The organism is Lysinibacillus sp. FJAT-14222, from assembly GCF_001278875.1.
Lineage (GTDB): Bacteria > Bacillota > Bacilli > Bacillales_A > Planococcaceae > Lysinibacillus > Lysinibacillus agricola.
The window spans coordinates 123,387-148,830 of record NZ_LIYL01000044.1 but is presented as its reverse complement, the minus strand read 5'-3'; the positions used below and the strand labels follow the sequence as shown (position 1 = coordinate 148,830).

Here is a 25,444-nt window from a genome sequence, read left to right as displayed (position 1 = left end):
TCATTTAATTTCTATTTGCTAAAACTTCTTGATATGCTTCAGCATAATTAGACATCTGTCCTTCAGTAAGTACTGGATCAAATTCAGTTGCAAATTGCTGCAAGCGACTAGCAATATCAATTAAGAAATTAATATCATCGTAATTAATCTCACTCATTAACCCATTTTCTGATAATCCTTTTATGTATTGAATTCTTTCTTGTTCGTTCATCATTTCAATCACTCCTTTTATTATTTAACTAAATATTACCACACAAATTTGTTTATTACAACATATTTTATGTATTTTATTATATAAAAAAGAAGTAAGATAAATTCATCCTACTCCCAATACTTTATTTTAATTTACTTAACGTGACCATATCACAAAATTACGCTTCATCTCGTTTTTACAACGACGTGAATATTCTGCGCTTTCGTACTTATCCCAAATTGTTTCCCCTTCTACTTCTGACAAATACTTTCTTCCTGCGTTTAAACTATTAGCTACCTTTTCATGATATTTAAATACATTAACTGACTTAGTATTAGAATTGTTTGAAAAGAAACCCATAATATAACAACACTCCTTTTCCGTTGATTATAACATAACTACTTCTTAATTGAACGAAGTGTAATTATAAAGGCTTTAGCTAATATCAATTCTTCATCAGTTGCATACTCTCCATCACCTAATGAAATACGATCATTTTGTGATCGATTGCTAGGATGTGTATTTTTGCTATATTTAGTATTCATGATAGTATCAAATTCGTTACGTATACTAACTGGTGATTTTTCTCCATAAGTTTGAACGGTATCAATAATAGTCTCTTCTCTTAGTCTAAATAATTCTTCTTCTGAAACTTGATAAACTGCAGCCAATTTAAGCAGTAAGTCTGAAGACGGCATTCTCTTTGCACGTTCACATAAACTAATGGCTTGAGCTGAATATCCTGTACGATTAGAGACTTCCTCCATAGTAAGCTTATTTGACTTACGGAACACTTTTATACTTCTCCCAATTATAGGACTTAAATAATAAAACTCTCTTGAATCAACATTTTTATTATTTGACATAAAATCACCCTTCTGTTTAAAAAGCTAATAAATAAACTAGCTGTTTATGTAGAAGATATCATTTTAAACTTCTTGAGTCAATTTCACATCATTAATATTAAACAATACAAATATATTATTAAGTATTAGTTTTCACTCTTCATAATCTTTAAGGCTCTTTTAATTTTCAGCAATTCTTTAAAAGTTTGTAAAAATTCTTTTTCGGTATCAAGTTTAATATCTGTTCCAAAATAGTACTGTCTATTTATTAATTTTGATATCTTTTGGGAAGTATTCCAATCTAAATCAAATTTCTTATCATTACCATCTGATTTTAGTTTAATTATATTTGGATTTTCATAATTTATTGCAGTTATTGTATTTTTCAATATCTTGTTATAATCCATTATCCCACTCCTATAATCTATATTCAGTCCATTCATATGTAATACTTTCACTTACCCCATCCAAATTTTCCTCAGCAAATTTCATAATATCTTCACTGTGCTTTAATTTATTTAAATTACCAAAAGCTCTTTTTTGTAATTCTCAATCCTTTTTATCATCGTATGATTTTATGTATCCTTTTATTGAATCATCATAAGAAGATGGCTTTTTATTACTTATTTCATAAACCTTAAAACGATCATCATAGCTTAGATACGATTGTCTATCAAAAAATAAATCAATTATTACCTCTAATGAATAATTATGATATTTCTTGTACATTCGCTTCATTTCACTTATTTTATTTGAATAAACATTTTTGTCATAACTAGATACGTAAAATATAGGGGTTCTTTCTGTCCCATTATCTCTAGTACCTCTACCAGTTTTAATTACTATACTACCTTTAAAATCTCCAGTTATATTAATAGTTAGTATCATATTATTTTCTTCACAATCAGACTTCTCATATCTGTTTTCATATTTAATTTCTGATATAACTGACTCTACGAGTTCTGTACTATCAATGATAGGCGTAATCTCTTTCTTTAATTCTTCTCTACTAATTGGACTGAATCCATGAATTATCTTTTCAAGATTATCAGCCAGTTCCCATACAGCATAATGCTTTTTTCTTTCACTACTTAAGATTTCTTTAAACCTTTTTTCCCATTTAGCCAAAAAATCACTCCTTTAGTTTTTTATAAAACGTGACTATTATTTAACTTTATTCATATAGCATAATTTAATTAACTCTGCTTTTTCTTCTGTATTAAATTCCATAGATTTATCAATCAATTCTACAAATTTCAAGTCTTTATTCTCACGATTCAAAAGGTATTCTTTTTGGACTTCTTTATTAAACTTCAGTAAGTACAACTCAGAATATCCATTTTCTGAAATACCTTGTTTTAAACTTTCACCAACATGCTCGCTTTTAAGGAGTTCTGGATACTTTCCGACAATTGATTTGTAATTAATAGCACCACTTTTAGTTGGAGACAGCAATTTTAATACTTTATCTATAGGAACGTCTTGATAGTAAACTAACTTCATAAAATACGAAATGTGTGATGCCTCGTTATGTAATTTTTCTAGTAATAAATCGAATAACTCATCATCTTCAATCAGTAGTTTATTTTTCAGAAGTAATTGGAAAGGAATTTCTACATAAGACTCACGCTTGAATACAGTCTCCAAATCAAAGTTATGTCTGCGATGGTACGTATAATAAAAACCCATGTTACCTTCGTAAATTTGACCGTTACATACATATAATTGACCTGAATTATTCAAACATAACTTTAGTTGCTGTTTATTATAATGACTAGGAAGTATTATATCTTTTGCCCAGTTAGGGTACTCGATATTGAAAATGTTAAATAGATTTAAAATTTCATTTTTATTGTCAAAGTAGCGACAGAGGATTTTAAACCACATTGGAATTTCTTCACTACGCATACCACTAAATGAAATATCAGTAGGATTATAATTCAAGTTGCAAATAACCGCACTTTCAATTGTCTCAATAGTTATGTTATCAGAGAATGATTTTATCGCTTCTAGTTGTTTTAATTTAGAAAGTAGCTCACTACTTTCAGCTTTTAATTTTATATGATCATCACTTAGTTTTACATAATTCTTTTTTAAATTCTCATATTTCCCAACATAGCTCTCTACTTGAGCTTCTACTTCCATTTGAATTGCTTTTGCAATAACATCATTAACCATTACTCCATTCCTCCGTTTTATGTATTTTTAAACTTTAATAAAAGAATCAATTTATTTAATTAATCACAATACGGAACAACAACTCCATCTTTCACAACCATCATTTGAGTTGGAGCAGAAGATGTGCTGCTACCAGTACCTCTGACATATGTATAGTAGCAACCTGTATCTTTATGTTTTAGTATAACTGCGTCACCATTGTGTACTCTATCTACTGACATTACATTCATCTCACCTTGATCACTAGCGTATACATTTCCCTCATCACTTTGACTACATCCAAATAAAATTGTAAATCCTAACATTCCTACTAATACTAATTTTCGTTTCATTATGTATTTCCTCCTTTAATAATACTTCCAAAAATCAGCAAACCATTCGTAATTATCTTTGTTGTCGGAATCCCAAATAGAAACTCCGTTTTTTAATCTTCTTACTTTCCCACCATTCTCCCACCCTTGAGCTTCCATTGCTTCTACATGCATATCTCTTTCTTCTCGTGTGTTATATGTAAATTCCAATATCTCTTGATGCATTATTTGTTTCATTCATAATTCCTCCTTTTAATAAAACTCCTCTTTTACTTAATAATTATCTTTAAACGATCCGATTACTTTTACTACCGATTCGATGACTTTATTGAAGAATTCCTCATTATACGAATCTAAATCTCCTGTCAACCTACTGCCCCACATAATACGTAATTCATCTGGAGAAAATCCCATTGTATCATCACAATTCATTGATAGTTCCTTGATGAAATTTCGCTTATCATAATTAATACCATCATTTAAATAATCGATAATCTCTTGCAGCTTTTCATTCATTTACCTCTTCCTCCTTTAGTTTTATAAAACGGTTCTATTAACTAATTTAATTACTTCTTATAATCATATTAACACCACATTTTACTCATTTCAATATATTCATGTATTTTATTATATAAAATAAACATGTCCTTTTTGAAGCAGCATAATTAAATTGTTTAGTGCATATAATAAAGGTTGATATATCTTAATTTTAAAATCAAAGGATGTGATAACTTTGGAAATACTTACTCAAGATTCTTTAGATAAACAAATGTTAGAGAAATATAATTTAAATAATTGTGTAAATTCAACCACAATTAAAGAAAGCTTTACTGTTAGATTAATTGCATATGCATTAGTATTATCCTCTGGTTATATGATGAAAATTGAATTGTTCGATTATTCATTATCACTAAATAAAACATTTATACTTGTTATTTTATCCTTTTTATTGGTTATCCCCATACATGAGTTATGTCATTATATTCCTTTTAAAGCGTTTGGGTATGAGCCTAAATTAAATATATTATCCAACACTGTTAACGGAGCAATAAAAAGAGAAGATTTGATGATTATTTCAATATCACCATTAATGATTATTTCTTCCTTCTTAGTTATTTTAATGACTATTTTTACTTCTTTCATACCACTGCTCGTAATGATCCTTGGAATTCATTTGCTCACTTGTATTAATGATCTAGCACAATTTAGTATAGCGAAGAAATTCCAAAAGTGCTGTTATATAGGAGTTGCTAACAAAACTGAGTACAGAGGATATTTATAAGTTCTGTACTCAGTAACTTCAAAAATATTTATCTTTATTTAATACTATCCTATTATTTAATACCTTAACTGACCTACTACCTCTTCCTTATTTAATTGCTCACCCATCTGTAATAGTAAATTTCTAAAAGGTACAAAATCACCGTAATTAGAGTATCCTGCTGAATATGTATATGTACGTGGTTTACGTAAGTTATGTCGTTGATATTCTATGTAGCGTTTAGCTTCGTCTACCCCATTTATATTGTGCATTGTTATCAATTACCTTTACGAATGTATATTCATTTATCTTATTGAACTCTTCCATGACTTTATTAAAGAAACTTTCGTTGATATCCTTACGATTCAATATTTTACTTATCTTTCTTGCTTTAGACTTGAAATTTGTAAAATATTTGATTGCACGATATGGATCAATATACTCTTCAGTATCTACATAATCAGCAATGACTACGTATGATTCATTGTCATAAATGCTTTTGCATTGATATTTATAAATTTCTTTTGAGAGTAACTTTGCAGCATATTCTGGAGTCACTTTACGCTTAAGCCGTTCGTATTTATACTTCTCAAATTTATCAATTAGCCATGCTAACGGATACATGATTTTGTAATATGTATTGAGAGATTTTGATTTAAATTTTTTAATCTTCTTATGTGTTGAAGGCTTCATATTAATTCCCCTTATTTATGTATTTTTATAATAAATCACTTTTATGGAAATAGTTCATGCGTTAATTCAGATATATCTAAATCGATTTCTTCATTTGAATAATATTTATTTAGAACTTTATTTACTTTATTGATATACTTTTTCTTTGAAATACCATCTATGTGATAACTGTGCCACACTTCCGATATTTCATGAATATATCCTCTAAGAACTTTTATCTCATTAGCTAATTCTTCTTTAGTAGGACTTGTTTCAATCACCTGAATCCCCCTTATTTTCTACTTACAAATTGTTCATAATTGTTAATTGCCTTACTTACATCATCAAATGTGAATCCGTCTGGACAAGGTGCAATATCACCTATGTCAAACTCACCATCAAGTAAAAAACTTGTCTAGCAATTTATCAGCTTCTCTAGCTTTTATAATATTGTCTGAAATATGAGATCCACTCCACCACATATAAAACTCTTTATCTTTATAATACCATTTACAATAATATGAGTTATCTTTCCAATAACAACCTAAAGATTCCCATCTTTTAGTGATTTCTATATATTCCTCTGCGTCCAATTCCCATTGTAGTTTTTGTTTCGGTTTTGTTAACTTCTTTATTTGTCTTTCTATTGCTCTAACTTTCATCTTGAAATCATATGTATTGTCTAAACTTTTATAATGATTCAATAGAAATTCACACTCTACTAAATCACAATTGTATGGACTTTTATTGATTAACTCTAATATATTCAAGGTGCATTCAATCCTTTTGTTATGTATTTTTTTATATAATATTCAGTTATTATTTAATTGCGTTTAGCTTAGTTACTAATTTTTCAAGAGTTTTAAAATCCCTACAATCTAAAGCTTCATCAATTAATTTTTGAATATCTTTTGTGCTATCAACAGTCGTTTCACTTATAATTGGGGCAAGAGAATTTACTTGTTTGATATATGGAAATTCATTTTCTTTTATCCACAATTCTGTTTTGTTATTGGTAATTATAATGTCTCTATCTCCAACAGTATTAGTTATTTTGTAATCAACTCCTTCGTAAAATCCATTCTCTTCAGCATTATCTACTCTATTAATGTTCACTATAGCTATGTGATCTCCCACTTTATATTCACATCTTTCTGCAATTGTTATATGTTCAATATTAGGCATATCTGAATCAAATAGCAGAATACTTTTTCCATAAACCTCAATATAAAAAGGCACCTTTAGATACTCCTAATTTTGTAACGAAATAAGGCACTCCATTTTCTAATGCTTTCCTATTTTCAGATGACGATATTTTTTCTTTGTCATTTATGATTACAATATCTCCTTCATACACTACATCATTGCTCATAGGTTCTCTCCTCCTAATCATTCTTATAATATCTATCTTTTATTTAACTTTTAATATTATTTGCAATTGATTTTAGCTATCTTAATGCTTTTCGGTACACTTTATATATCCAATTAATATACGTTCTCTACGGTTTAATTAAAGCTTATTTTACCTAACCCCAAATCTGTTAATTATGTAATCATCATTCGACATTTCATATGTATATAATTCAACATCAAGCTTATTTAGGCTCACCAACATGTCTTCACGATAATCTGGTGCTACTACTAACATCCTAGTATTTCCTTTTATTTGTGTTGGATAATATAAGCATTGATAAGGTAATCTTTTATCATTATTTACAGATTTCAACTCGATAACACACTTACTACCGTTTTTATCTCTCGCTACGATATCGATAAATCCATGATCTACAGGTACTTGTCTATCGATAAAAGTCATTCCTTCTTCAATTAAACTTATGTTATTTTGTAAATAATCCTCTAGTTTTCGTTCGTCATCAGTAGTTCTTGGATTATTTTTGATCTTCGGTAGGATTATCCTGTGTTTGTCCTTTATTGGAAATATGAATTTTTCAGTTAAAATTTTATAATTATTATTTGCTTTTAATTCTTCTAACGCTCTTGTCATAGTTTCCTCGGAACAATTTAAAACTGAAGACATATTCTTAGTAGACACAAAGCTAAAATAATATTTATCCTGATTCTCTAATTGAAGTGTACGATAATAATTTAAATAAAAAATAATCCATATTACTCTGTGTTTATTGAAAATTAAATCAGGTAATTCCACCTTCCACATCTCTTCTGGTACTGTAATCCTTTTTACAATTAAGATTCCTCTATTTGTAATTACGTAATCTTCTATTATATTCATTTTTTTAATTATCTCTAAATTTTTATTAACGGTTCGATTATCAGTTACACCCAATAGATACTTTAATTCACTATTTTTTATTTTATAATCAGAACCATTGGTAAAGTTTTCGCTATTTATTATAGCGAAAATAATTGTAAATACGACATCTGTAATCATTCTATCTTCATTTAAGATGTATTTTAACGGCATTTTATACTTCATTAAATCCTCCTTTTCTATGTTCATTTTTAACATTGAAATTCCCTTACCCCGATTCTTGCAACCCTTAAGGAGTTAAAATGCTAATTCGACGGATAAAATATGCTAATCGCCCTTGCATAAATTGGGGTGTATAAAGAACAAGATACATAATATACATTAAGAACCAGTATATACGATTTCATTTTCTATCGAAAAGTGAGAATCGTAATTACCTTTTTCTTCTTCCTCCTCTATCTACAATTAAACATTAAATAAATTAACACGGTAATGGTTATTGAATCTTGTGAATCTATTTTCATCTAATGGATTATCAAATTGTACCTCGTGTTTAGTTATAGTGATTAACTTTAACTTTTTTAATTGGGTATTGTATTTAGTCAAAGTATCGTCACTTATTTTTAAATCATCTCTAATAGATATGTACGATGGATAACAGTAGTCTTGTGATATGTCATTTCTGTTTATGTATGATTCATAGTAATACATCAAGCGATATCCATGATGACCTATTTCTTCAATTCTATTTAGTGATTTTAAAGGTAGCTGCGTGAACCAATCTTTTCTGTATGGATACAACAGTTCAACTTTTAATTGTCCATTGGTTGGAAATTTACTTATCTCATTCTTAATTAACTTTTGGTCATAAAGCACTTTAAAGCATCTTTTTAATGTTCTATTGTCATTGATACCTAAATTATTCTTCATAACGACATGATCAATTTGAAGTATAGGGTCATTCTTATCACGAGAACGAAATTTCTGATAAAGTAAAAATGCATAAATAGCAAATGACTTCTCATCAATTTTAAATCCAATATTTCTAACAACTTCAGTTGGTATTTGTAGCCGAATTGTACTCTCCTTACTCATTCAATTAATATCCTTTTATGTATTTTATACTTTAATAACATTTTACTGTTTTAACCAATAATAATTCTTCCCTTATCATCATGATTCCAGGAATAACGATTTCCACAATCTTCACACTTCATCAACTGTTCATTTACTCCAATTTTATCAACCTTATCGTAAACTTTTTTAGATTTTTCTCCCTTTTTAGTTATTCTGTAATGAACTTCTGTGTATTCTAATTCGACAAATAACAGCTTTCCACCACAACTACATGTGGGTGTTTGATACGCCATGTATAATCGTCCTTTCTTAAATAAATTTTCTCGTTTAGTAGTTTTTAATAATATGATTTACTGCATTTCTAAAAACTTTTAATTTTTCTATGTATGATAAGCAGTAATAAGCTTTATACACTTCATTCGGAACAGTATCGTACTCTCCTTCTAATTCAATAATTGCAGTTTCGTATGACTGCGTGATTATCCAATCTCTAACTATTTTCATATTTGCATTCACTGTATATCGCTCCTACATACTATATTTATTCAATATGAATCAAGGACTTCAATCATTTTCTCTTTTATGTACTTCGGAATAGAACTTTGTTTCATTATTTCAAACCTATTGTCATGAATTCTTGTTGTTCTACCACTATAACTAAACGCTCTAACACCATTTTCGAATTTGACAATTCCCCATTTACCATCATTAAAAACAATTTCTCCCACATAAACCCTCCTTGACATTTTTTTCATACCGATCTGCTGTTTCGATTAACAAAGTGCAAAAATACTTCTTCAATTTCAGCAATATTCTCTTCAATATCCCCTTCGTTGTTATTAATAAATGCAAGACCTTCTGTTGAATTTTCTTCCTGATAGTCACCATACTCTTGATTTGCAGTTAAGTTTTCATAAGGGACTCCGTATTCTTCAAAAATTTCCACCAATTCATCGTGTAAAGACTTCGCCTTAAGATTCGCTTTGTTATATTGACGTAGCTTTTGTTTTATTTCATACGGCATATTTCTCAAGATCATTCACCTCACTTTCTATAATAGATGTGTTTTATCTAACTATGATAATTATTCATCTTCTGTAGTAGCATCTATAAATTCCTCATAATCCATCCAGTTGTTAGTAGTCCATTCAGCAAGGAATCCGTAATGACATCCTTCATGTAAGTAATCTTTTGAGCTGCCCCCTCGCACATCAGTACAAACAATATCACTCCCATCATCTTTGAATGGTTTACCACAAGATGAGCATTTTACTTCTTTTATTTTTGACATAATTTCTCCTTTTTTATTTGATAATAGTTCTACTGATTTTCACTTTCTTTAATATCAAGGATTCTAAATTCTGAAGAATCCTCTTCCCAATCATCTTCGTATTCACCATCAAATGCCTTTTTCTCGGCTTCTTCTAATGAATCAGCTTCAACTATCATTATACGAGTAGACTTTTGCTCATATTGGACTTCGAATTTCATAACTGTTTCTCCCCTTTTCTAATAGTTCTATTAATGTTAGTCTTCTAGGATTTCAATATTATCTAAATCAAATTTAGGAATCCATATTCTATGCAGTGTTGATTTTTCACTTTCACAAATCAAAGCCCATTCATTAGGAAATGGATCGTCATCATCCATTAACCATGCATATCTAAATATTAAAGTTTTACCTATCTCACTTTTAAATTCTTCTTTTAAAGTATCTAAATTTTTTGGATTAAATACACCTTTAACACGTTCATACATATAATCACTCCTAATTTTAATAATAGTTCTATATCATTTATTTAAGTTATCAAAAGCTTGTTTGATATCATCTATATTTTCAAATTCACCAATCGCCAATTTCATTAATATGCCATTTTCATTTACAATATCATCATAAGAGTAGCCACTTAAATTCATCCAATTTTTAATTTCAGAGATCAATTTCTTCTGTTTTGCATCTAGCTCATTCAGTTGTAAAGCCTTCTTTAAAATATAATTTGGCACAGGTTGTTTTGACATTCGCTTCACCTTCCTTTTAATAATAACTTCATTTTATCTTATAATTTCACTGTATATTCTTCATAAATATTAGAATAAGTAACTATCTCTTTGAGATTGTAGTGGTCAATTAGTGATTTTAAAATATCACAAAAAGCCTCTAACGCAATGTACACAACCTCTGAATTATCATATTGTTCTTTGTCATAATTTAATTTAAAAGTATCTATAAATTTTGCGATCGAATCATTACCGTGTGTTTCACCACTATACTTCATGTAATAATATCCATACTTATCTTTTTTAAAATATTTAAATAACCTTGAAATTGAATTAGTACCACTACCACAATACCATTTATATTTATCTTTAGAAGAAATGAATGGTTTTTTACATTCATTTAATTCGTTTTTATCAATAGGTGGCACTTGTTCTGGATACATCTTTTTAGTTTTTTCGTATATCTCGATCCAAGATTTTAAATTTGATAATTGAAAGTCTTCAGCTCGGTTCATTGAATCTTTTTCTAAAATGTATCTCATATAAATAAATTTTTCTAATATGCTCCTACATAAACTATAAGTGCCATGATAAGCTTTATTTTCAACCAATACTACCAATGATTTCAATTCCAAAAATGCATTGCTAGATAAGAATATTAAAGATTGATCTAATGCATTTATATCCTGTTTATTTTCTACTGAATGCTCATAAATTCTATAGTGAGCTTCTCTTACTTCACTCATGATATTGTTTAAATCCATCTTCTCTACTCCTATAAAATCACTGTTTTATTTTACTTGAAATGATACGCAAATTTGTTCAATGGAGTACCATTTGTATAGAAATCATCTAAAGCATCATAAGCTAAGTTAACTACAGTCATTATATCGTTTCCATAGTTTGAAAAAATATAAATGAAAGCCTCGTTATCGTCTAGATAATCTTCTTTGTTCAATGGATCTTGAAAATACATAACTTGATATGAAATATCAATACCTCCATCAAAACCATCTATTCCATACCCAATTACGTCAAAAATTATATTAATAACACCAATTACTTCTACTTCATCGAAAAAGTCTAGCTCTAAAGTGTACGATGTGATATATCCTTCCATCGAATGTTTTTGAAATTCACTTAGGTAATCATCACTCACTGCAAATCTGATATCTGCCATAAAGTATCTCCCTATCGTTTAGATAAAAGACTTCTATTATCTAGTATTCCTCATCATGTAAATGCCAACTATCTTTACAATTAGGGCAAGTTTCTAACTTCCCTGATCCGTAATCATCAGCAACGTGAATTAAATCCTCTTCTTTACCTTCCCAATTACAATTTTCACATTTGATATTCATAATTACTTCCTCCTTATATTTTATAAAATGCTGATTTCATTGAATCCAAAACGTAGTATTAGTGTTGTTAAATGAAATACCATCGCCTACAATTTGTTTAATCATTTCTATACAGTGCTTAGATAGGTTAATTGGATGATGCTCTGTATCAATCAATGAGTTTGGTTTAAGTTTAATCTTATAAATATCACCGACATATTGACTTTCTTCATGATTAATCACAAGTATATCTCCATCTACTTCAAAATTTTTTTGAATTTTTTCTAACTGAACATTTGTTAATTTTGCCATTATTTCATTCCTCCATTTTAAATAATATTATACTTTTATAGATCAATTTTAATTGATACTGAAATGGTATACAACTTCCAACTACAAATTTAAATTAGTATTTATAATTAGTCGAAGCCACCATTTATTCTAAACCTGATATTACCATAATCACAAATTACAAGTCAATGTATTTTGTGTATTTTATTATTTAATTTTACACTTCAATCTTTACCTTTTGAATATAGAACTCGTCTAAATGCTTTGTAATTGATTCTAATCGTCCTAACACATTTACCTTCTTAATTCCCCATGAACCTGCAAACTCTTTATAATTAGTCGGTATCTCATCCGATTTATCTTGTACTGTGTCGGAGAAAAGTTTCAACCACTCAATAAGGTGTTGCTTATTATAGCCTTTATCATCAAAATGTTTCATTGTATATATTAATGTAGGTAAATTGATCTTTCTTAATAAAAACTTGTCTGAATCATCTCCATAAGCATCATGTAAAACAGACATAGCTTTTTCTAAAGCTTCAAAAATCACTTCATTCACTTCTTCATGTAGTCTTTCAGCATACTTTGTTAATTCATCACTAGCAAATGACTTCAACTCATATTCTTCATCAAATAACATTAAAGTTTGAAGTAATACTGCTTGATCTTCTCCTTTACGTTTTTGTGATGGAGTAAAATATGCATTCTTCGTCATAAATGGGTGTTCTGATAATTTATTTAGTTTAATAGATGCGCTTACACCCATAACTGCTTTATTCTTCTGGTGAACACTTAGGTACACACCATTATTTAAACGATAGTATAATTCTACTTTCTGTTCTTCTGTTATATCGCTTAGATAATACATATTTAATGTCTTAGTTTGAAATTCTATTTTAACTGGTTCAGGTAAATCTTCGTATTTCATTTTACCAATACTAAAATAAGTACCATCAACGTTCACTGATGGAGTATCTGGATGTAAAGCATATTCACCTTTAAAGTACGAAACTAAGTTTGTAATACGTTGTTTACCATCAAGAACACAATAGGTATTTGCTGTTTTACCATCTTTAGTTTCTACTTCTGCAGCAGTAACTACTGGAGGAATAAAATAATCAACAATTAATGATTGTACTAGTAATGATTTTTGCATTAGATTCCATTGCTCATCTGCTCTTTGAATTGGAAAATCAAAATTCAATCTTTCATCTTCAATAAGTTTCTCAAATTTATTAACTGACATAGGCATACTTGCTTTAATCATTTTCCTCACTCCTTAAAATTCTGTTGATTTTAATTTTCAAAATCACACAATTAAAAAATCAAGATTCTATCTATCTCTATTTTCGTATTATAAAATTCTACAGATTTCAATTTTTAAAAATGTAAAATTCTACGATTTTGATTTCTTAATTCTATAGTTTTGAGATTTCGTTTTATGAAATTCTGTGCATTTCAATTTTTACTTTAGGGAATTCTACAGATTTCAAATTTCATTTTTACAAATTCTATATTTTCTGAATTTCATACATAGGCTTATAGTTTCTTCGCATTTTATATATCAAGATCATAATTGATATTACCTCTCCCAACACTTTAATTTGAATAATATTGAGATATTAAATAAACACATATAATAAATAGCTTTTGGCATTGCTAGCGTAATCGTAGACTGGAGTTTTTGTTCTCTGTGTCACTAAATACCATTCACTACAAAACGTTATGTATATGTTTATTTAAAGTTTAAAAAATAAGCGTCATTACACCACATATTAATATACTTTTTACTCTACTGATTAGCCAACAACTTCATATAACCTTTTTGCAGCTCTTTCATTTGATCTTTATAGTAATCGGTTTCATCTTTAGTGAAACTTGGTGTAAACAATGTAGGTAGCTCTACTTCTTCATTTGAATTATTGATCGAAATTTCATATCGCGCTAAGTCATATTTATCAACTAACTCAAAGCCGTACTCTTCATTTATATTATTAATACACTCTTCTCTTACTGATTCATTCATATGTAATAAAGTATTATAAACCTCATATTTATCATAGTTAATCTCTGAATTGTACCCAACTGAATTATTTACAACTAATTTTAATTGATTTATCATTTTCCGTTCTCCTTTTTATTTATTTTGTTATTTTATTTTCCCCTCTTAAGTATATCACATCAACTTAACTTGTATAACTGAAAATTGGATTATTTTTCATATTCCATTCGAAATAACAATAACTAATTAATGGGTGATATGTGTTTTTTAGTTATCTACTTCGTTAAATCAGCTACTCACAGACCAGCAATTTTGTTAGGTTATTTCAAATAAACTTCATTAAACTCTTGTGCATCAATACTTTTAAGTTCTTTCAGAAATTTAACTTACAAGTAAGCTATAAGTAAATTATATATATCTTATAAGTAAGATACAAGTGTTTTTTAAAAATAATCTACTTAATTTTAACTTTTCATCCATTTTTGCTTATTTATTGGTTTAAAATCGTGTTTCTTATTAGAGAGAGGTTGGCGAATCATCTTCCGTTGAATCTACACTTACAGCTTTAAATGATCCGAAGAGGCTGTAAATACTTCTCTGGTGCTGCCTATTATTTATTTCTTAAAGAGAGAACTTAATGAATCTCTTCTTATTAATGTAGAAATTAACTATTTAGCCTATTCAATTCACATTAGTCATCAAGATTTGCACTAAATTGAAATTTATTAGATGTAACATGCGACTACCTCTAAACCTCCTTATGTTCATACAAGTACATCAACCACCAATAACTCAATGTTAAAATCAACTTTCCACTTTTGATAAACCACTAGCAAAATATATTCATGAAAAAATTTCAGCTCTATTCTCCGCACGCTGTTATTAATTATGAATTTTTCATTTGAGATTTCTGGAAAAGTCGTGGCGATATTTTTCACTTTCTGTTATATATTAGAGATTTTTATTCTGAAATTTGAGGAAAGATTAAATATCTAAATTGATTCCTGTGAATATGAATGTGATCCAACACATATGCAAATATTTGTTCTCATTTGCTGTTTTTGTAAAGATCACATTTTGAGTTTTACTCATTTAATAGGAAGAAACTCAAAATAATTTATGTTATGCTTCTAATAAACACTGTAATATCAACGTTTTGAACAGATCAATAAAAATTAAATAATAAAATACATAAAATCCATTGACGAATATAATCTATACATGGTAATATAAGGACAGTTAAGAAATACAAAATAACTTACTTCCAAGTAATATTAAAATTAAGACTTGAAATTAAGTTATGAAAGACTTGCACTTTAAATAACAAAATACATAAAAATAAGTACTTTATAAAGTCACCTAGTCGCCAAGACCTCTAACGAGTGAGCGTACAAAGCAACAAAGTAGCGATGACACGAGCATAGGTAATTTTATAAAGTACTTACTTAATAGGAGGAAAATATAATGAAAAAATTTAATGTTGCTGAAAATATTATGGTTGTTACGTCTAAGGGTTTTAAAAATTCTATCCAATCGGCTGTAGATTTCACGTCGAGAGAGCACAACTCGTACGGTCAAACTATATATGATCGTTCATTTATCGCTACTATCGTAACATTCAATCCAGTAAATGAAGAAGTTGAATACTTCGCTGTTCGTGAGTTTGTAGACACAGACAATACCAAACGTATCAGCGAATTAATTCAAGATACAATTGCTCGAATTTCATCTAAAGAAGAGTATGTACAAAATGAATTAGTTGCTATTATTAAAGCTTCTGATTTTGAATATTATGGGCATGTAGGCTATCTATCTAAAGAAGAACAGGAAAACCGTAATTTAAAATTAGAAAATAAATTTATGTCTTTGTATATCAATATTATCAGTCAAAACAATGATAATAACCAAGGAATTGAAGTATTAGAATTATCCATTCGTTCTTTCAACTGTTTAAAACGTGCTGGATATAACACAGTACAACAAGTAAAAAATGCTACTCTTGATGAAATGATGAAAGTTAGAAATTTAGGAAGAAATTCTTTAAATGAAATAGAACAGATTTTAAATATTAAATTCGTATAGTCAAACGAACTCGTCACAGCGAGTATAAACAGGCATTAAGCTGTGAGCGTTCCCTCTTCTTGAGGGAGGTTGCAACACAAAATACATATACACTTAGGAGAGAATTAAAATGAAATTACAAAACAAAATCAGCGTATTATCTACTATGAAAGCTAAAGAGTTGCAGGAAGCAGCAAATAAAGAAGGTTTAGCATGGTATAACCGTGAAGAAAAACGCAAAATGCATAAAGGTGAAATTATTACAATGTTGACAGATCACTACACTGAATTAGCTAAGTTAGAAGTTAAAGTAGAAAATACACAAAACAATGAATTAGAAATTGAAAATTCAACAACAGTACAACTTGTATCATATTTTAAAGAATTAGCTTCTAGTGTGGTATCAGCTGCTAAAGAAGATTATCAGCAAGCTACACAACAATTAACTAGTGTAAAACAGTTATTATCAGATGCAATGGTAAAACTTAATGACAAGCTAACTGACAAGCGAAACAAGCTTTTAGCTCGCAATTGGGCTTTAACTATCAACAATATTAAATGCATCTTATCAACAGCTGAACGAAAAATTAGTGCTGCAGTTTAATTAAAAATACTATTTTATAAAAATAATCAAGTAAAGGGTGTATGGAGAATGAATATAGAAATAAAACAAAGCGAATTACTTTCAATTATGGATGGTTTTAATGGTTTAAATTCAGAGGTTGAAACTACATGGAATTTATTGTGTAGGTGGAATGATATACACAAAGAAGCGAACGAAAAACGAATGATTGAAAGTATTGAAAGATTTAAAAACAAATAAACTTTAATTAAAAACAGTATTTTATAAAATAAAAAGATTGGAGAATATAAGAAATGAGAAAAATTAATTATAAGTCAATACCTGCCTATTTAGAATTAAGCAATAGAGAAATTGGTGCAAAACTTAAAAAAGAAGAAAAATCACATGAAAGCTATGAACATGATTTAGTTTTTGAAAATGGCTTAGTATTAACGTTAGAAATTAACTATGATACAAACAAGTGGGATTATGCAAATCATTATATTAATGGGTACAAAGCTGTCTAATTTCATAATAGTAAATATTATATAAATAAATACATAAAATAATTTGTATTTATTCCGAATTTAGACTACAATAAATTAGATAATAAAATACATAAACAAAAGGAGAATATTAATTATGAAAACAACAATTAATCGCATCGAATTATTAGAAGGTCTTAAAAAGCTAGGACATTTTATTGACAGTAAAACAAAACTACCTATCCTATCTGGTGTAAAAATTACAACAACAGAAAATAACACGTTACAACTAATTGCAGGAAATCAAGATGCAATGGCAAGTGTAGTGATCGATACGTTACAAACAGAAACAAGTGGATCACTGGTATTAGAATATAAGAAGTTGAATGACTTTTTAAAGAAATCAAAGGCACTTGATATTGAAATTGATATGCTAGTAGATAATAAGGCAAATATAAAAGCAAGTAACATTGATTATAAATTAATGTTTACAGATGCAAACAAATATCCTTTACTACCTAGCCTTGAATATGAGCGTATGACAATGGACGTCAACGAGTATAGACGCATGATTAACAATACAACTTTTGCAGTAGCTAAAAGCGAATCAAGACCAGTTTTAAAAGGTGTATGTGTACGTACAGACAACTATAACCATATCGACTTTGTAGCGACTGACTCGCACAGATTAGGACGTTATACAGTGCCTAGTCAATTAGATAACATTGATACAGTTATTGACGGTAAAACACTTGAAAAATCTGTAAAGATGTTAAATAAGAAAACTGAAAGTATTGAAATTGGATTTAATCAAGATTTTACAATAGTTCAGTTTGACAATGTGGAGCTATGCATTAAAAATATTGAAGGTAACTATCCAGATTTTAGTCGCTTAATTCCAGAAGATTTTAGAACAGAAGCAATTATTAATAGTAGTCAACTAGTCGAGTCAATTGACATGTTAAAAACTATTGCCAAAGATGATCATAATCATGCCGTAAAAATGCAGTTAAACGGTAAAATTGAAATGTTAGCGGAAAGCTTTGAAAGTGGATTAATGACTGCAAATATCGAAGGTGAAAAAACTGGAGAAGATTTAAAAATTGCTATGAGTGCTATTTATTTAAATGAAGCAGTAAAAGCAATTAATGAAGAAAATACACAATTTAAATTCACTGGTTCTATGCGTCCATTTATTGCACTATCTAATGACAATAAAGCTATGCAATTAATTTTACCAGTACGAATTGCTTAATTAAATATTGGAGGGAATTTCTTCCCTCTTTTCCTACTATTAAAATAATAAAATACAAAAAGGATGGTAAATAATTATGAAAATCAAAAATATTTTACTTTCAGTCGTTACAGCTTTTACACTATTCACTGGAGCAGCTACAAATAATGATACCTTAGCTAAAGAAATAAAAGAGACTTCAAATAAATATACTCATGTTCAAACGAACAACTTAAAAGACAATCAAACTGAATTATTCTATATATACAGTAATGAAATTGGACACTACTTCCTTGATCCAAAGGCTGAATTCGAAAATGTAATTTATGTTGGGATTAATGATTATAAAATAGATGAGAATTTTAAAATTGATACCACTTCCATTCATCGTGGTAAAAAGTTTATTGGTACATTTGTAGATGATTCTTTATGGGAATTAACAGGATTGGAGGCTGTTGATGAATGAGTATGTATAATCAATTTGTAAATGTAATGCAGAACAATATGTTAGAGCCTTTATTTAGTGACTATGAATCTTCTATAAATTTATATAAAGATCAATACAACAATAACGAGACCAACTTTAATTATGCTACATGGTTAGATAATCACATTGCACATGCAATTATTGACGGTTATTAAAATAAATAAATTGGAGTGAATTAAGAATGAAGTTAAATCGTGTACAGGCTGAAATTATTTACTTTTCACTACTTCATACATTAAGAGAATGCAATATAGAATATGATGAAAAACACGAACAGCTTCAAAATGAAATTATTGATAGAAACGACGTAACGGACATTTTGGATCAATTAGACTTGTTTTATGATTTTATAGTAGCTGAAAATGAAATTACTTTTGATGATTAAAACTTAAACTAAATGATATAACCATTTCATTGTATGTCCCCTACCATATCCATAAAGTGAGGTGAACTAAATCTTGATGCAAAAATGTATAGCTACAATTGACAATTATTTTTGGACTCCAGAAGATGCTCCACAAGACAAAGTGTCATTCTATAAGATAGCTTTATCTGTCAACGCTATAGCAATTTTGATGTTCATATTTGTAATCGCTAAAATTAATTAATAAAATACATAAAACTAGTTGTAATTTATCTGTAGTAGTGTATAATAAGTATTAACAAATATATTAATTGGAGGTTGAAACAAATGAAAGAAATCAATGTAAGTAACCCAGAGATTACAATTAATGGCTTAGAGTTTTTACAAGACCATGACCTTTATGAAATACAATTCAGTAACTTTGTTGGTAGCTTTTCTTCTGTAATGAATTACCTTTATAAAATGGCAGTAGTAGTAGAAAAAGAATTTAATGATACTCATGGATACGAAATCATTGGAGAATATGCAAGTGTTGGAAGTTTGAGAAAAAACGGTTTAAAAGTTCCAAATGAAGCTGTTGCAATAGATCAGGTCGTTAGAATGAACGTATTTAATTATGATGAAGCATACGTAATAGAAGTTGATGAACTAAAAGGAATTGTATCTGAAATGTACCATTTAATTGAGTCATACACAAATTGACTGAAGTTTATGAGCATAACGAGTCATTAAGTTGACTGCTTGAAAGCTAATCTAAGTAAGTAAATTAGTAAAAGTTATTTATTTAGATTAGCTTTTAAGTCCGAAAAGATTTTATAATATATGCTTTTTATAAAAATAAATACATATAATGAGGAGTGTTAATTTGGCTAGAAGAACAAAAGAAGAAATGTTTAGAATGAAAAATGATGTTACTTATTATCTACTACAAACAAAACTTGACCCACACAGTGCTCATGAATTAATGATCAAAGAGCGTTTAGAAAATGGTCAAATGATTCCATACTATATCAAAGGAGTGAAGGACTTCATCAGTACATCTCATGATTTAGCTTTAGAGTTAAACAGAGAGGAATTGATGAGAAAGAAAGATAAAGAAAAGTTTAAACAAAAGCAAGATATTGTGGATTATGTGCTAAAATTATCACTACAAGATATAAAACAAATATATAATGAAAGAAAAAACAAACTACCAAAGCACGAATTTTTAGAACTACACTCACTTCTAATACTAAAAGCTGTTGAAGGAGAAATAAAAAAGAATGATGTAAACGATATTATAATTAATTTATTCCAGAGAATAGCGTGAAATTGGATAATACTTATACAAGTATAATACACGTTCTTATGAATCACCTATCTACTTCTTTATGAATATGGTAGGTTATTTCCGTATATTTGTACGTGCTATAAATAAAGAAATTCAAAGTATGATAGAAAGCCCTTTTAGGACTCTCTATTTGAAACATCTTTCGATACTTCTTCTGCTATCGTTCGATCATATACAGTAAGAAGAACATCGTCTTCTGGAGGATAATCGTCATCTAATTCTAAGTAGTAACAATCATGCATATGAGCTAATCGCAAAAGATACAATAAATCATTCGGAATCTTAGAGACTTCTGTTTTCTCAAGATCAACCATAATAAAATAACCATGATCATCTTTTGGATATATCAATAAATCTAAATTTTCAATATGATTTTTTAATATATATCTTGTGGTAGATGATATGTGCAATGTGGAAAATGTTAATATGTTTCGACTTAAAATTTTAACCATTCCTTTCGCTAGTTCAGAAAAGTATTTTATCATTTCGTTTTCAAATAATCAATATTATCATACTGAAGGACGTGTATTTTTAAGATAATTAATAAAATACAAAATGAAAAGGAGTTTTAAAAATGAAAATTAAAATAGTAAAAGAAACAGGTTGCTTTATGTACCTTGATGAAAATAATAACATGACAGACCATTTCTTTCTTAATATGTACCGTTTTGATCAATTACCTAATGAATTATTAGAAGCACTTAAAACACGCTTAGAGATGGAAAAAGTAATTCCTTTAGGAATATACAGTAATCTTTTTGACAACAGTTTATATTTAGTGTGTAAAAATAAGAAGTTTATCAATGATGATTATGCATTTACATTTAAGTATTCACCAGAAGGAATTGAAAAGGCTTTAGGACATGACTTTTATAATGAAAACATTAATAATACTAATAGAGGTTTCATCTCTCTACATGACTTTAGAGAAGTTAAAACTGTGGTTTAATTGCCTATGATTACACGTAAAGTACATCATAAGTGTATTTATTCGCAAATTAAATATAGAACCACCTCCCCACTACCTACTACAAAATTAAAATTTGAAAAGTGGAAATGTGAACCGCTTCATAATGGGTAGTTACATTTTATAAACGTATGTAATGATGATATAGAAGAAAGTTTACGTGGAATAGAAATAATAAATGGAAAAGTAATTGAAATGATTAAAAAGACTGATGAAGAATATAGAATCAGATTTAAAAATAATAGAGTCTACAAGTTGAGTAAGTATAATTAGTTTAAATTTTAAATAATAAAATACATAAATAGTATTGTGTTTTATGCATTTATGGTATATAATAGAATTATATTAAAGGAAAGGAGTTGAAAAAGTGAAGTATGGATATTGAACATATTATTATGATAACAGGCTCAATCGTAGCAATCTTTAAAGGAATTACTTCTTCCTTAAAAGACATACATGATATGAGGACAAACAAAAAGCGACCATCTTCTAAGCCGTCCGCAAAACGCAAGAAGAAAAGTCGCAAATAAGTCGGAGGGGATTTATTCCCCTTCCCTATTGATAATAATATTACCATACTCGCTTAAAATATGCTAAAGAAAATCGGTTATCTAAATTTATTTTTCATTGTGTTTCTGCCATTCTTGATGTATCAATGGATTGATTTCGAAAATTTGAATGTATTTGATTGGGTTATTATTGTATTGTATGGAATACTTGTGATTGTATTTATAGTTAGAATTGTAATTGCTGCGATCGGATCAAAGGGAAATTAAAAATGAGAGTTATAATATTTTGAGCAGCTTAAATAAAATTAGCTGCTCTTTTCTTTTAGTTTTTTTATTTAACAAAATACATAAAGTGGTTGTAATAAACCGAACTACGTGGTATACTATATTTAAGTTAAAGATTTACATAAAACATTCACAAGGTTGTAGATGCAACACGGCATCAAACCTAAAGGAGAAAATTAAAATGGCAGCATTACAAACAGAGGCAATCAAAGAATTAACTAAAGGTTTAACTCAAATTAAAGTAAATGGTGGAGATGCTGAAGACTTTATTTACTTGGAAGATGGTAGTGACTTAGATCATGACAACTATGATATTGCTTTAACTGCATTAGGCTTTGATGGAACGCATAAAGAAACGGACTTTGACGCAGCACTAGAGAACTTCTTTCTAAACATTGTTATTTAATTAAATACAAATTTTAAAACCACCTCACCAGTGGTTTCTTTTTACGTTACTGTCACTTATGATTAGTCATTATGCAATTAGTGATATAAATACATAAGAAAGGATTGTTGTATATTTGAATATAATTAGAGCTGATACAATGTATAGCTGCTCCACTTCCGCATTCGCAAGAATAAAATAAAATTGAAAAGGATGAGTAACTATTACTATTGATGAGATTTTTGATAAGTGTACCAATCAAGGCTTTAAAGCAAGCAAAAGAAATAATTGGGTATGGATTAATGGAACTGATGGACGTTATAGCAAGTATACTGAAGGTAAAATATTAGAAGAGTTAGGATTCAAGTTTGCTAAGAAAAAGAATAAATATTATTGCATTGTAGAAAATACATATGGAAACGAAAGATTGGATAATGTTATGAAGGTTTATAATAGTAGGAATAGTCAAAGGTGATTAAGTGGAGATATACTGCCTCGAGCAACATAAATACATAAAATAAAAAAGTATGTAACTTTGACGGTTGTAAAAACCACAAGATATGTAACTTTGACGGTTGTAGTTAAATACTACGCATATCCATACAAACATTGACTATTATACCTATTTTAGTGTATGAATCGTATCTTAATCACAATCTATTAGTAGTGTATTTAACTTTAATTAAAACTATAACAATTAAGAATAGGAGATATAAAATTATGAATCATATTAATTATGACAAATACAAAGGTGAAACAAGAGAGAAAATGATTAAGCAAAGCCAAAACTTTATCATTAAGGATAATAAAGCGTATGACCTATTAACTGGTGAAGATATTAGTCATCTATATCAACATCAATGGCTTATACCAGTTATGAACAAAGTAACCATTAATAGTAAAGAAGCATTTAAATCATTAAAAGTGTTAGGTGAACATGAAGCAATGAATGGTCAATTTGTATTTGCTTTCTTTACATTAACAAAAAGCATAACAGATATGTTTCCAGATATAAAGAAGCCTGACATCGCAAGATTAATGTATCTTGGTACACTTATAGAATGGGAATCAGGGATGCTTAAAACAGGTAAAGGTAAGGCTACAACATCTGTAACGCGTTCAAATTTCCATGAAGTTGTAAAGTTGAGTAAGAACCGATCATATGTATTACTTAATCAATTTATAGATAGTAAAGTATTAATTGAAAATATACATAACGAATTAATTATGAATAAAGAATTATTCTATCGTGGTCATAAAGAAAACTTTAATGTAACAGTTAAGAATAAAAGCTTTACTAGAATGTTCAGAAAGACTGTACAAGATTTATTTAATAATGCAGATGGTAGACAGTTAAGCAGTATTGCAAATATTTATATGGTACTTCCTTTCCTTAACCTACATACAAATATAGTCAGTCATAATCCAGATGAAACTGATATAGATAAGATTATCCCTATGACATTAGGTGAGTTATCAGATGTATTAGGTTATAAAGATTACAGAAAACTAAAGACAACTCTAAACAATGTAAAGATAGGTGATGAATATGCATTTGGATTCTTCTTCTTTGATAAAGATAAAAGGTCAATGAAGATAGTTGTTAATCCTGATATAGTATTTGCTGGAGATGGTGAGCAACTAGGATTAGTCAAATTAATGTTTAATAAAAACAAACCTAAACATTAAAGATTAAGATCAAAAGATTAAGTGCCTGCGCGTAACAATAAAAAGACATTGTTACTTACTTCTCACACATAAACGAAAAGAGTGTTTATGTATTCGATTACCTATTACTTAATTAAATACATAAAGAAATAATCAATGGTTGTTAGATGTATACTTAGCATACAATGATGTAAGAGAAAGTATCGCCTCTTCATATACATTATTACTAGACAACATTAACAAGATGTATATGGATAAACAAGCTATTATCGCTCCAGTATATAAGTTATATAGTATGTATGACTATGGTAGAGATAAGAAGCTTGATAGCTTTATTAGTGTGATTGATAACATGGATATAGATAAACCTATACCGATTAGCGAGGTTAGTCAGTCGTTTAAGAGGTATATTAATAGGCATTATGAGGATAAAAAAGATTTAATAAATAAATATTTAAATTTTAAAGGTTATGAAATTCTAGAAATTAAAGATAGATACTCTGACAACAGCAAATATATAAAGAAGATAACTTAACCGTCTCGATTTACTTCTAAGAAATAGATAAAACGGTACAGTTAAATTTTATTATCTAAAAAGTAGTGAGTTGAAATATACTTGCTACTTTTTTATTTTGTATATAATGGAATTTTATATTTATTGAATTGAGTAGTTGGAATGTGATTATATGTAGGTAAAGTTATATGAATT

Annotated in this window: 46 protein-coding genes; 15 read left to right on the top strand and 31 right to left on the bottom strand. The window is 28.5% G+C overall.

The features are described 5' to 3' along the window. Positions 1–4: 4 nt before the first annotated feature. The 8 genes from AN161_RS17990 to AN161_RS17950 all read right to left on the bottom strand — a co-directional run bounded on the left by AN161_RS17990 (position 5) and on the right by AN161_RS17950 (position 4,043). The gene (locus AN161_RS17990) at positions 5–214 is read right to left on the bottom strand and encodes a hypothetical protein (RefSeq protein WP_053595715.1); all 210 of its coding nucleotides are present in this window, start codon (positions 212–214) and stop codon (positions 5–7) included. Positions 215–591: 377 nt separating this feature from the next. Next, positions 592–1,059, bottom strand: coding sequence for a helix-turn-helix transcriptional regulator (locus tag AN161_RS17980; RefSeq protein ID WP_053595713.1), 468 nt, complete (start codon positions 1,057–1,059; stop codon positions 592–594). Positions 1,060–1,184: 125 nt separating this feature from the next. Next, complete coding sequence (locus tag AN161_RS17975) at positions 1,185–1,445, bottom strand: hypothetical protein (protein WP_053595712.1); 261 nt, start codon at positions 1,443–1,445, stop codon at positions 1,185–1,187. A gap of 142 nt (positions 1,446–1,587) precedes the next feature. Further along, positions 1,588–2,166 (bottom strand): hypothetical protein, encoded by a 579-nt coding sequence (locus AN161_RS17970; protein WP_053595711.1) that lies wholly within the window; start codon positions 2,164–2,166, stop codon positions 1,588–1,590. A gap of 36 nt (positions 2,167–2,202) precedes the next feature. Continuing rightward, positions 2,203–3,216: a hypothetical protein gene (locus AN161_RS17965; RefSeq protein WP_053595710.1), complete on the bottom strand. Its 1,014-nt coding sequence runs from the start codon at positions 3,214–3,216 to the stop codon at positions 2,203–2,205. Between the two features lie 59 nt (positions 3,217–3,275). Next, positions 3,276–3,548, bottom strand: a complete 273-nt coding sequence (locus tag AN161_RS17960; protein ID WP_053595709.1) for a hypothetical protein — start codon at positions 3,546–3,548, stop codon at positions 3,276–3,278. Between the two features lie 15 nt (positions 3,549–3,563). After that, positions 3,564–3,764, bottom strand: a complete 201-nt coding sequence (locus AN161_RS17955) for a hypothetical protein (protein WP_053595708.1) — start codon at positions 3,762–3,764, stop codon at positions 3,564–3,566. A gap of 36 nt (positions 3,765–3,800) precedes the next feature. After that, positions 3,801–4,043, bottom strand: coding sequence for a hypothetical protein (locus AN161_RS17950; protein ID WP_053595707.1), 243 nt, complete (start codon positions 4,041–4,043; stop codon positions 3,801–3,803). 217 nt (positions 4,044–4,260) lie between these two features. Here AN161_RS17950 and AN161_RS17945 point away from each other — a divergent pair, with 217 nt between their 5' ends. Continuing rightward, positions 4,261–4,809 (top strand): DUF3267 domain-containing protein, encoded by a 549-nt coding sequence (locus tag AN161_RS17945; protein WP_053595706.1) that lies wholly within the window; start codon positions 4,261–4,263, stop codon positions 4,807–4,809. A gap of 56 nt (positions 4,810–4,865) precedes the next feature. On the opposite strand, the gene AN161_RS28985 is transcribed toward AN161_RS17945, so the two are convergent. The 22 genes from AN161_RS28985 to AN161_RS17855 form a co-directional block, all read right to left on the bottom strand. Further along, positions 4,866–5,060, bottom strand: a complete 195-nt coding sequence (locus AN161_RS28985; RefSeq protein ID WP_143114912.1) for a hypothetical protein — start codon at positions 5,058–5,060, stop codon at positions 4,866–4,868. Further along, on the bottom strand, positions 5,029–5,481 hold the full coding sequence (locus AN161_RS17940; RefSeq protein WP_053595705.1) for a hypothetical protein: 453 nt from the start codon (positions 5,479–5,481) through the stop codon (positions 5,029–5,031). Before AN161_RS17940 ends, AN161_RS28985 begins: the two co-directional genes overlap by 32 nt. Before the next feature lie 41 nt (positions 5,482–5,522). Continuing rightward, positions 5,523–5,741, bottom strand: coding sequence for a hypothetical protein (locus AN161_RS17935; RefSeq protein ID WP_053595704.1), 219 nt, complete (start codon positions 5,739–5,741; stop codon positions 5,523–5,525). Between the two features lie 117 nt (positions 5,742–5,858). Next, positions 5,859–6,230, bottom strand: a complete 372-nt coding sequence (locus AN161_RS17930) for a hypothetical protein (RefSeq protein WP_053595703.1) — start codon at positions 6,228–6,230, stop codon at positions 5,859–5,861. Positions 6,231–6,279: 49 nt separating this feature from the next. Next, entirely contained in the window at positions 6,280–6,699 is a 420-nt protein-coding gene (locus AN161_RS17925) for a hypothetical protein (RefSeq protein ID WP_053595702.1), read from the bottom strand. Continuing rightward, positions 6,683–6,832, bottom strand: coding sequence for a hypothetical protein (locus AN161_RS29780; protein ID WP_158003048.1), 150 nt, complete (start codon positions 6,830–6,832; stop codon positions 6,683–6,685). The genes AN161_RS17925 and AN161_RS29780 overlap by 17 nt, the downstream gene beginning before the upstream one ends. Before the next feature lie 150 nt (positions 6,833–6,982). Further along, a complete protein-coding gene (locus tag AN161_RS17920; protein WP_053595701.1) occupies positions 6,983–7,915 on the bottom strand; it encodes an endonuclease NucS domain-containing protein in 933 nt (310 codons plus the stop codon). 240 nt (positions 7,916–8,155) lie between these two features. Beyond that, positions 8,156–8,785: a hypothetical protein gene (locus AN161_RS17915; protein WP_053595700.1), complete on the bottom strand. Its 630-nt coding sequence runs from the start codon at positions 8,783–8,785 to the stop codon at positions 8,156–8,158. Between the two features lie 50 nt (positions 8,786–8,835). After that, the gene (locus AN161_RS30695; protein ID WP_053595699.1) at positions 8,836–9,060 is read right to left on the bottom strand and encodes a hypothetical protein; all 225 of its coding nucleotides are present in this window, start codon (positions 9,058–9,060) and stop codon (positions 8,836–8,838) included. Between the two features lie 34 nt (positions 9,061–9,094). After that, positions 9,095–9,283: a hypothetical protein gene (locus AN161_RS17905; protein ID WP_053595698.1), complete on the bottom strand. Its 189-nt coding sequence runs from the start codon at positions 9,281–9,283 to the stop codon at positions 9,095–9,097. A 29-nt stretch (positions 9,284–9,312) separates the two neighbouring features. Further along, positions 9,313–9,495: a hypothetical protein gene (locus tag AN161_RS17900; RefSeq protein ID WP_053595697.1), complete on the bottom strand. Its 183-nt coding sequence runs from the start codon at positions 9,493–9,495 to the stop codon at positions 9,313–9,315. A 23-nt stretch (positions 9,496–9,518) separates the two neighbouring features. Beyond that, the gene (locus AN161_RS17895) at positions 9,519–9,800 is read right to left on the bottom strand and encodes a hypothetical protein (RefSeq protein WP_053595696.1); all 282 of its coding nucleotides are present in this window, start codon (positions 9,798–9,800) and stop codon (positions 9,519–9,521) included. A gap of 51 nt (positions 9,801–9,851) precedes the next feature. Further along, positions 9,852–10,058 (bottom strand): hypothetical protein, encoded by a 207-nt coding sequence (locus tag AN161_RS17890; protein WP_053595695.1) that lies wholly within the window; start codon positions 10,056–10,058, stop codon positions 9,852–9,854. Between the two features lie 29 nt (positions 10,059–10,087). Continuing rightward, positions 10,088–10,258: a hypothetical protein gene (locus AN161_RS29775; protein WP_158003047.1), complete on the bottom strand. Its 171-nt coding sequence runs from the start codon at positions 10,256–10,258 to the stop codon at positions 10,088–10,090. Between the two features lie 36 nt (positions 10,259–10,294). Then, positions 10,295–10,525: a hypothetical protein gene (locus tag AN161_RS17885; protein ID WP_053595694.1), complete on the bottom strand. Its 231-nt coding sequence runs from the start codon at positions 10,523–10,525 to the stop codon at positions 10,295–10,297. A gap of 33 nt (positions 10,526–10,558) precedes the next feature. Then, a complete protein-coding gene (locus tag AN161_RS17880) occupies positions 10,559–10,786 on the bottom strand; it encodes a hypothetical protein (RefSeq protein ID WP_053595693.1) in 228 nt (75 codons plus the stop codon). Between the two features lie 38 nt (positions 10,787–10,824). Continuing rightward, complete coding sequence (locus AN161_RS17875) at positions 10,825–11,529, bottom strand: DUF5677 domain-containing protein (protein ID WP_053595692.1); 705 nt, start codon at positions 11,527–11,529, stop codon at positions 10,825–10,827. 32 nt (positions 11,530–11,561) lie between these two features. Beyond that, on the bottom strand, positions 11,562–11,945 hold the full coding sequence (locus tag AN161_RS17870; RefSeq protein WP_053595691.1) for a hypothetical protein: 384 nt from the start codon (positions 11,943–11,945) through the stop codon (positions 11,562–11,564). A 40-nt stretch (positions 11,946–11,985) separates the two neighbouring features. Further along, complete coding sequence (locus tag AN161_RS29770) at positions 11,986–12,126, bottom strand: hypothetical protein (protein WP_158003046.1); 141 nt, start codon at positions 12,124–12,126, stop codon at positions 11,986–11,988. A gap of 36 nt (positions 12,127–12,162) precedes the next feature. After that, on the bottom strand, positions 12,163–12,417 hold the full coding sequence (locus AN161_RS17865; RefSeq protein ID WP_053595690.1) for a hypothetical protein: 255 nt from the start codon (positions 12,415–12,417) through the stop codon (positions 12,163–12,165). Between the two features lie 196 nt (positions 12,418–12,613). Then, positions 12,614–13,663, bottom strand: coding sequence for a DUF262 domain-containing protein (locus AN161_RS17860; protein WP_053595689.1), 1,050 nt, complete (start codon positions 13,661–13,663; stop codon positions 12,614–12,616). A 525-nt stretch (positions 13,664–14,188) separates the two neighbouring features. After that, a complete protein-coding gene (locus AN161_RS17855) occupies positions 14,189–14,518 on the bottom strand; it encodes a hypothetical protein (protein ID WP_053595688.1) in 330 nt (109 codons plus the stop codon). 1,344 nt (positions 14,519–15,862) lie between these two features. Between AN161_RS17855 and AN161_RS31115 the strand changes: the two genes are divergently transcribed. From AN161_RS31115 to AN161_RS17810, 9 genes are all read left to right on the top strand, one after another. After that, positions 15,863–16,480 (top strand): DNA-directed RNA polymerase subunit alpha C-terminal domain-containing protein, encoded by a 618-nt coding sequence (locus AN161_RS31115; RefSeq protein WP_053595687.1) that lies wholly within the window; start codon positions 15,863–15,865, stop codon positions 16,478–16,480. Between the two features lie 109 nt (positions 16,481–16,589). Next, positions 16,590–17,063, top strand: a complete 474-nt coding sequence (locus AN161_RS17845; protein ID WP_053595686.1) for a hypothetical protein — start codon at positions 16,590–16,592, stop codon at positions 17,061–17,063. Between the two features lie 48 nt (positions 17,064–17,111). Next, the gene (locus AN161_RS29765; RefSeq protein WP_158003045.1) at positions 17,112–17,282 is read left to right on the top strand and encodes a hypothetical protein; all 171 of its coding nucleotides are present in this window, start codon (positions 17,112–17,114) and stop codon (positions 17,280–17,282) included. A 53-nt stretch (positions 17,283–17,335) separates the two neighbouring features. Beyond that, positions 17,336–17,548 carry a hypothetical protein gene (locus AN161_RS17840; RefSeq protein WP_053595685.1) on the top strand — a complete coding sequence of 71 codons (213 nt, stop codon included), beginning with the start codon at positions 17,336–17,338 and terminating at the stop codon, positions 17,546–17,548. Between the two features lie 115 nt (positions 17,549–17,663). Continuing rightward, positions 17,664–18,761 (top strand): DNA polymerase III subunit beta, encoded by a 1,098-nt coding sequence (gene dnaN, locus AN161_RS17835; protein ID WP_053595684.1) that lies wholly within the window; start codon positions 17,664–17,666, stop codon positions 18,759–18,761. Between the two features lie 76 nt (positions 18,762–18,837). Further along, complete coding sequence (locus tag AN161_RS17830; protein WP_053595683.1) at positions 18,838–19,206, top strand: hypothetical protein; 369 nt, start codon at positions 18,838–18,840, stop codon at positions 19,204–19,206. Between the two features lie 202 nt (positions 19,207–19,408). Continuing rightward, complete coding sequence (locus tag AN161_RS17820) at positions 19,409–19,612, top strand: hypothetical protein (protein WP_053595681.1); 204 nt, start codon at positions 19,409–19,411, stop codon at positions 19,610–19,612. A 306-nt stretch (positions 19,613–19,918) separates the two neighbouring features. Beyond that, on the top strand, positions 19,919–20,293 hold the full coding sequence (locus tag AN161_RS17815) for a hypothetical protein (RefSeq protein ID WP_053595680.1): 375 nt from the start codon (positions 19,919–19,921) through the stop codon (positions 20,291–20,293). 163 nt (positions 20,294–20,456) lie between these two features. Beyond that, positions 20,457–20,900 carry a hypothetical protein gene (locus tag AN161_RS17810; protein ID WP_053595679.1) on the top strand — a complete coding sequence of 148 codons (444 nt, stop codon included), beginning with the start codon at positions 20,457–20,459 and terminating at the stop codon, positions 20,898–20,900. A 137-nt stretch (positions 20,901–21,037) separates the two neighbouring features. Here the strand turns inward: AN161_RS17810 and AN161_RS28980 are convergent, their stop codons facing one another. Then, positions 21,038–21,235 carry a hypothetical protein gene (locus AN161_RS28980; RefSeq protein ID WP_143114909.1) on the bottom strand — a complete coding sequence of 66 codons (198 nt, stop codon included), beginning with the start codon at positions 21,233–21,235 and terminating at the stop codon, positions 21,038–21,040. Positions 21,236–21,495: 260 nt separating this feature from the next. Here AN161_RS28980 and AN161_RS17800 point away from each other — a divergent pair, with 260 nt between their 5' ends. The 5 genes from AN161_RS17800 (at position 21,496) to AN161_RS17785 (ending at position 25,270) form a co-directional block, all read left to right on the top strand. After that, entirely contained in the window at positions 21,496–21,870 is a 375-nt protein-coding gene (locus AN161_RS17800) for a hypothetical protein (RefSeq protein WP_053595677.1), read from the top strand. 392 nt (positions 21,871–22,262) lie between these two features. Then, positions 22,263–22,418 (top strand): hypothetical protein, encoded by a 156-nt coding sequence (locus AN161_RS29760; RefSeq protein WP_158003044.1) that lies wholly within the window; start codon positions 22,263–22,265, stop codon positions 22,416–22,418. 445 nt (positions 22,419–22,863) lie between these two features. Further along, positions 22,864–23,088 (top strand): hypothetical protein, encoded by a 225-nt coding sequence (locus tag AN161_RS17795; protein ID WP_053595676.1) that lies wholly within the window; start codon positions 22,864–22,866, stop codon positions 23,086–23,088. Positions 23,089–23,787: 699 nt separating this feature from the next. Beyond that, positions 23,788–24,756, top strand: coding sequence for a hypothetical protein (locus AN161_RS17790; protein WP_053595675.1), 969 nt, complete (start codon positions 23,788–23,790; stop codon positions 24,754–24,756). A 229-nt stretch (positions 24,757–24,985) separates the two neighbouring features. Next, a complete protein-coding gene (locus tag AN161_RS17785; protein ID WP_143114907.1) occupies positions 24,986–25,270 on the top strand; it encodes a hypothetical protein in 285 nt (94 codons plus the stop codon). Positions 25,271–25,444: the final 174 nt, after the last annotated feature.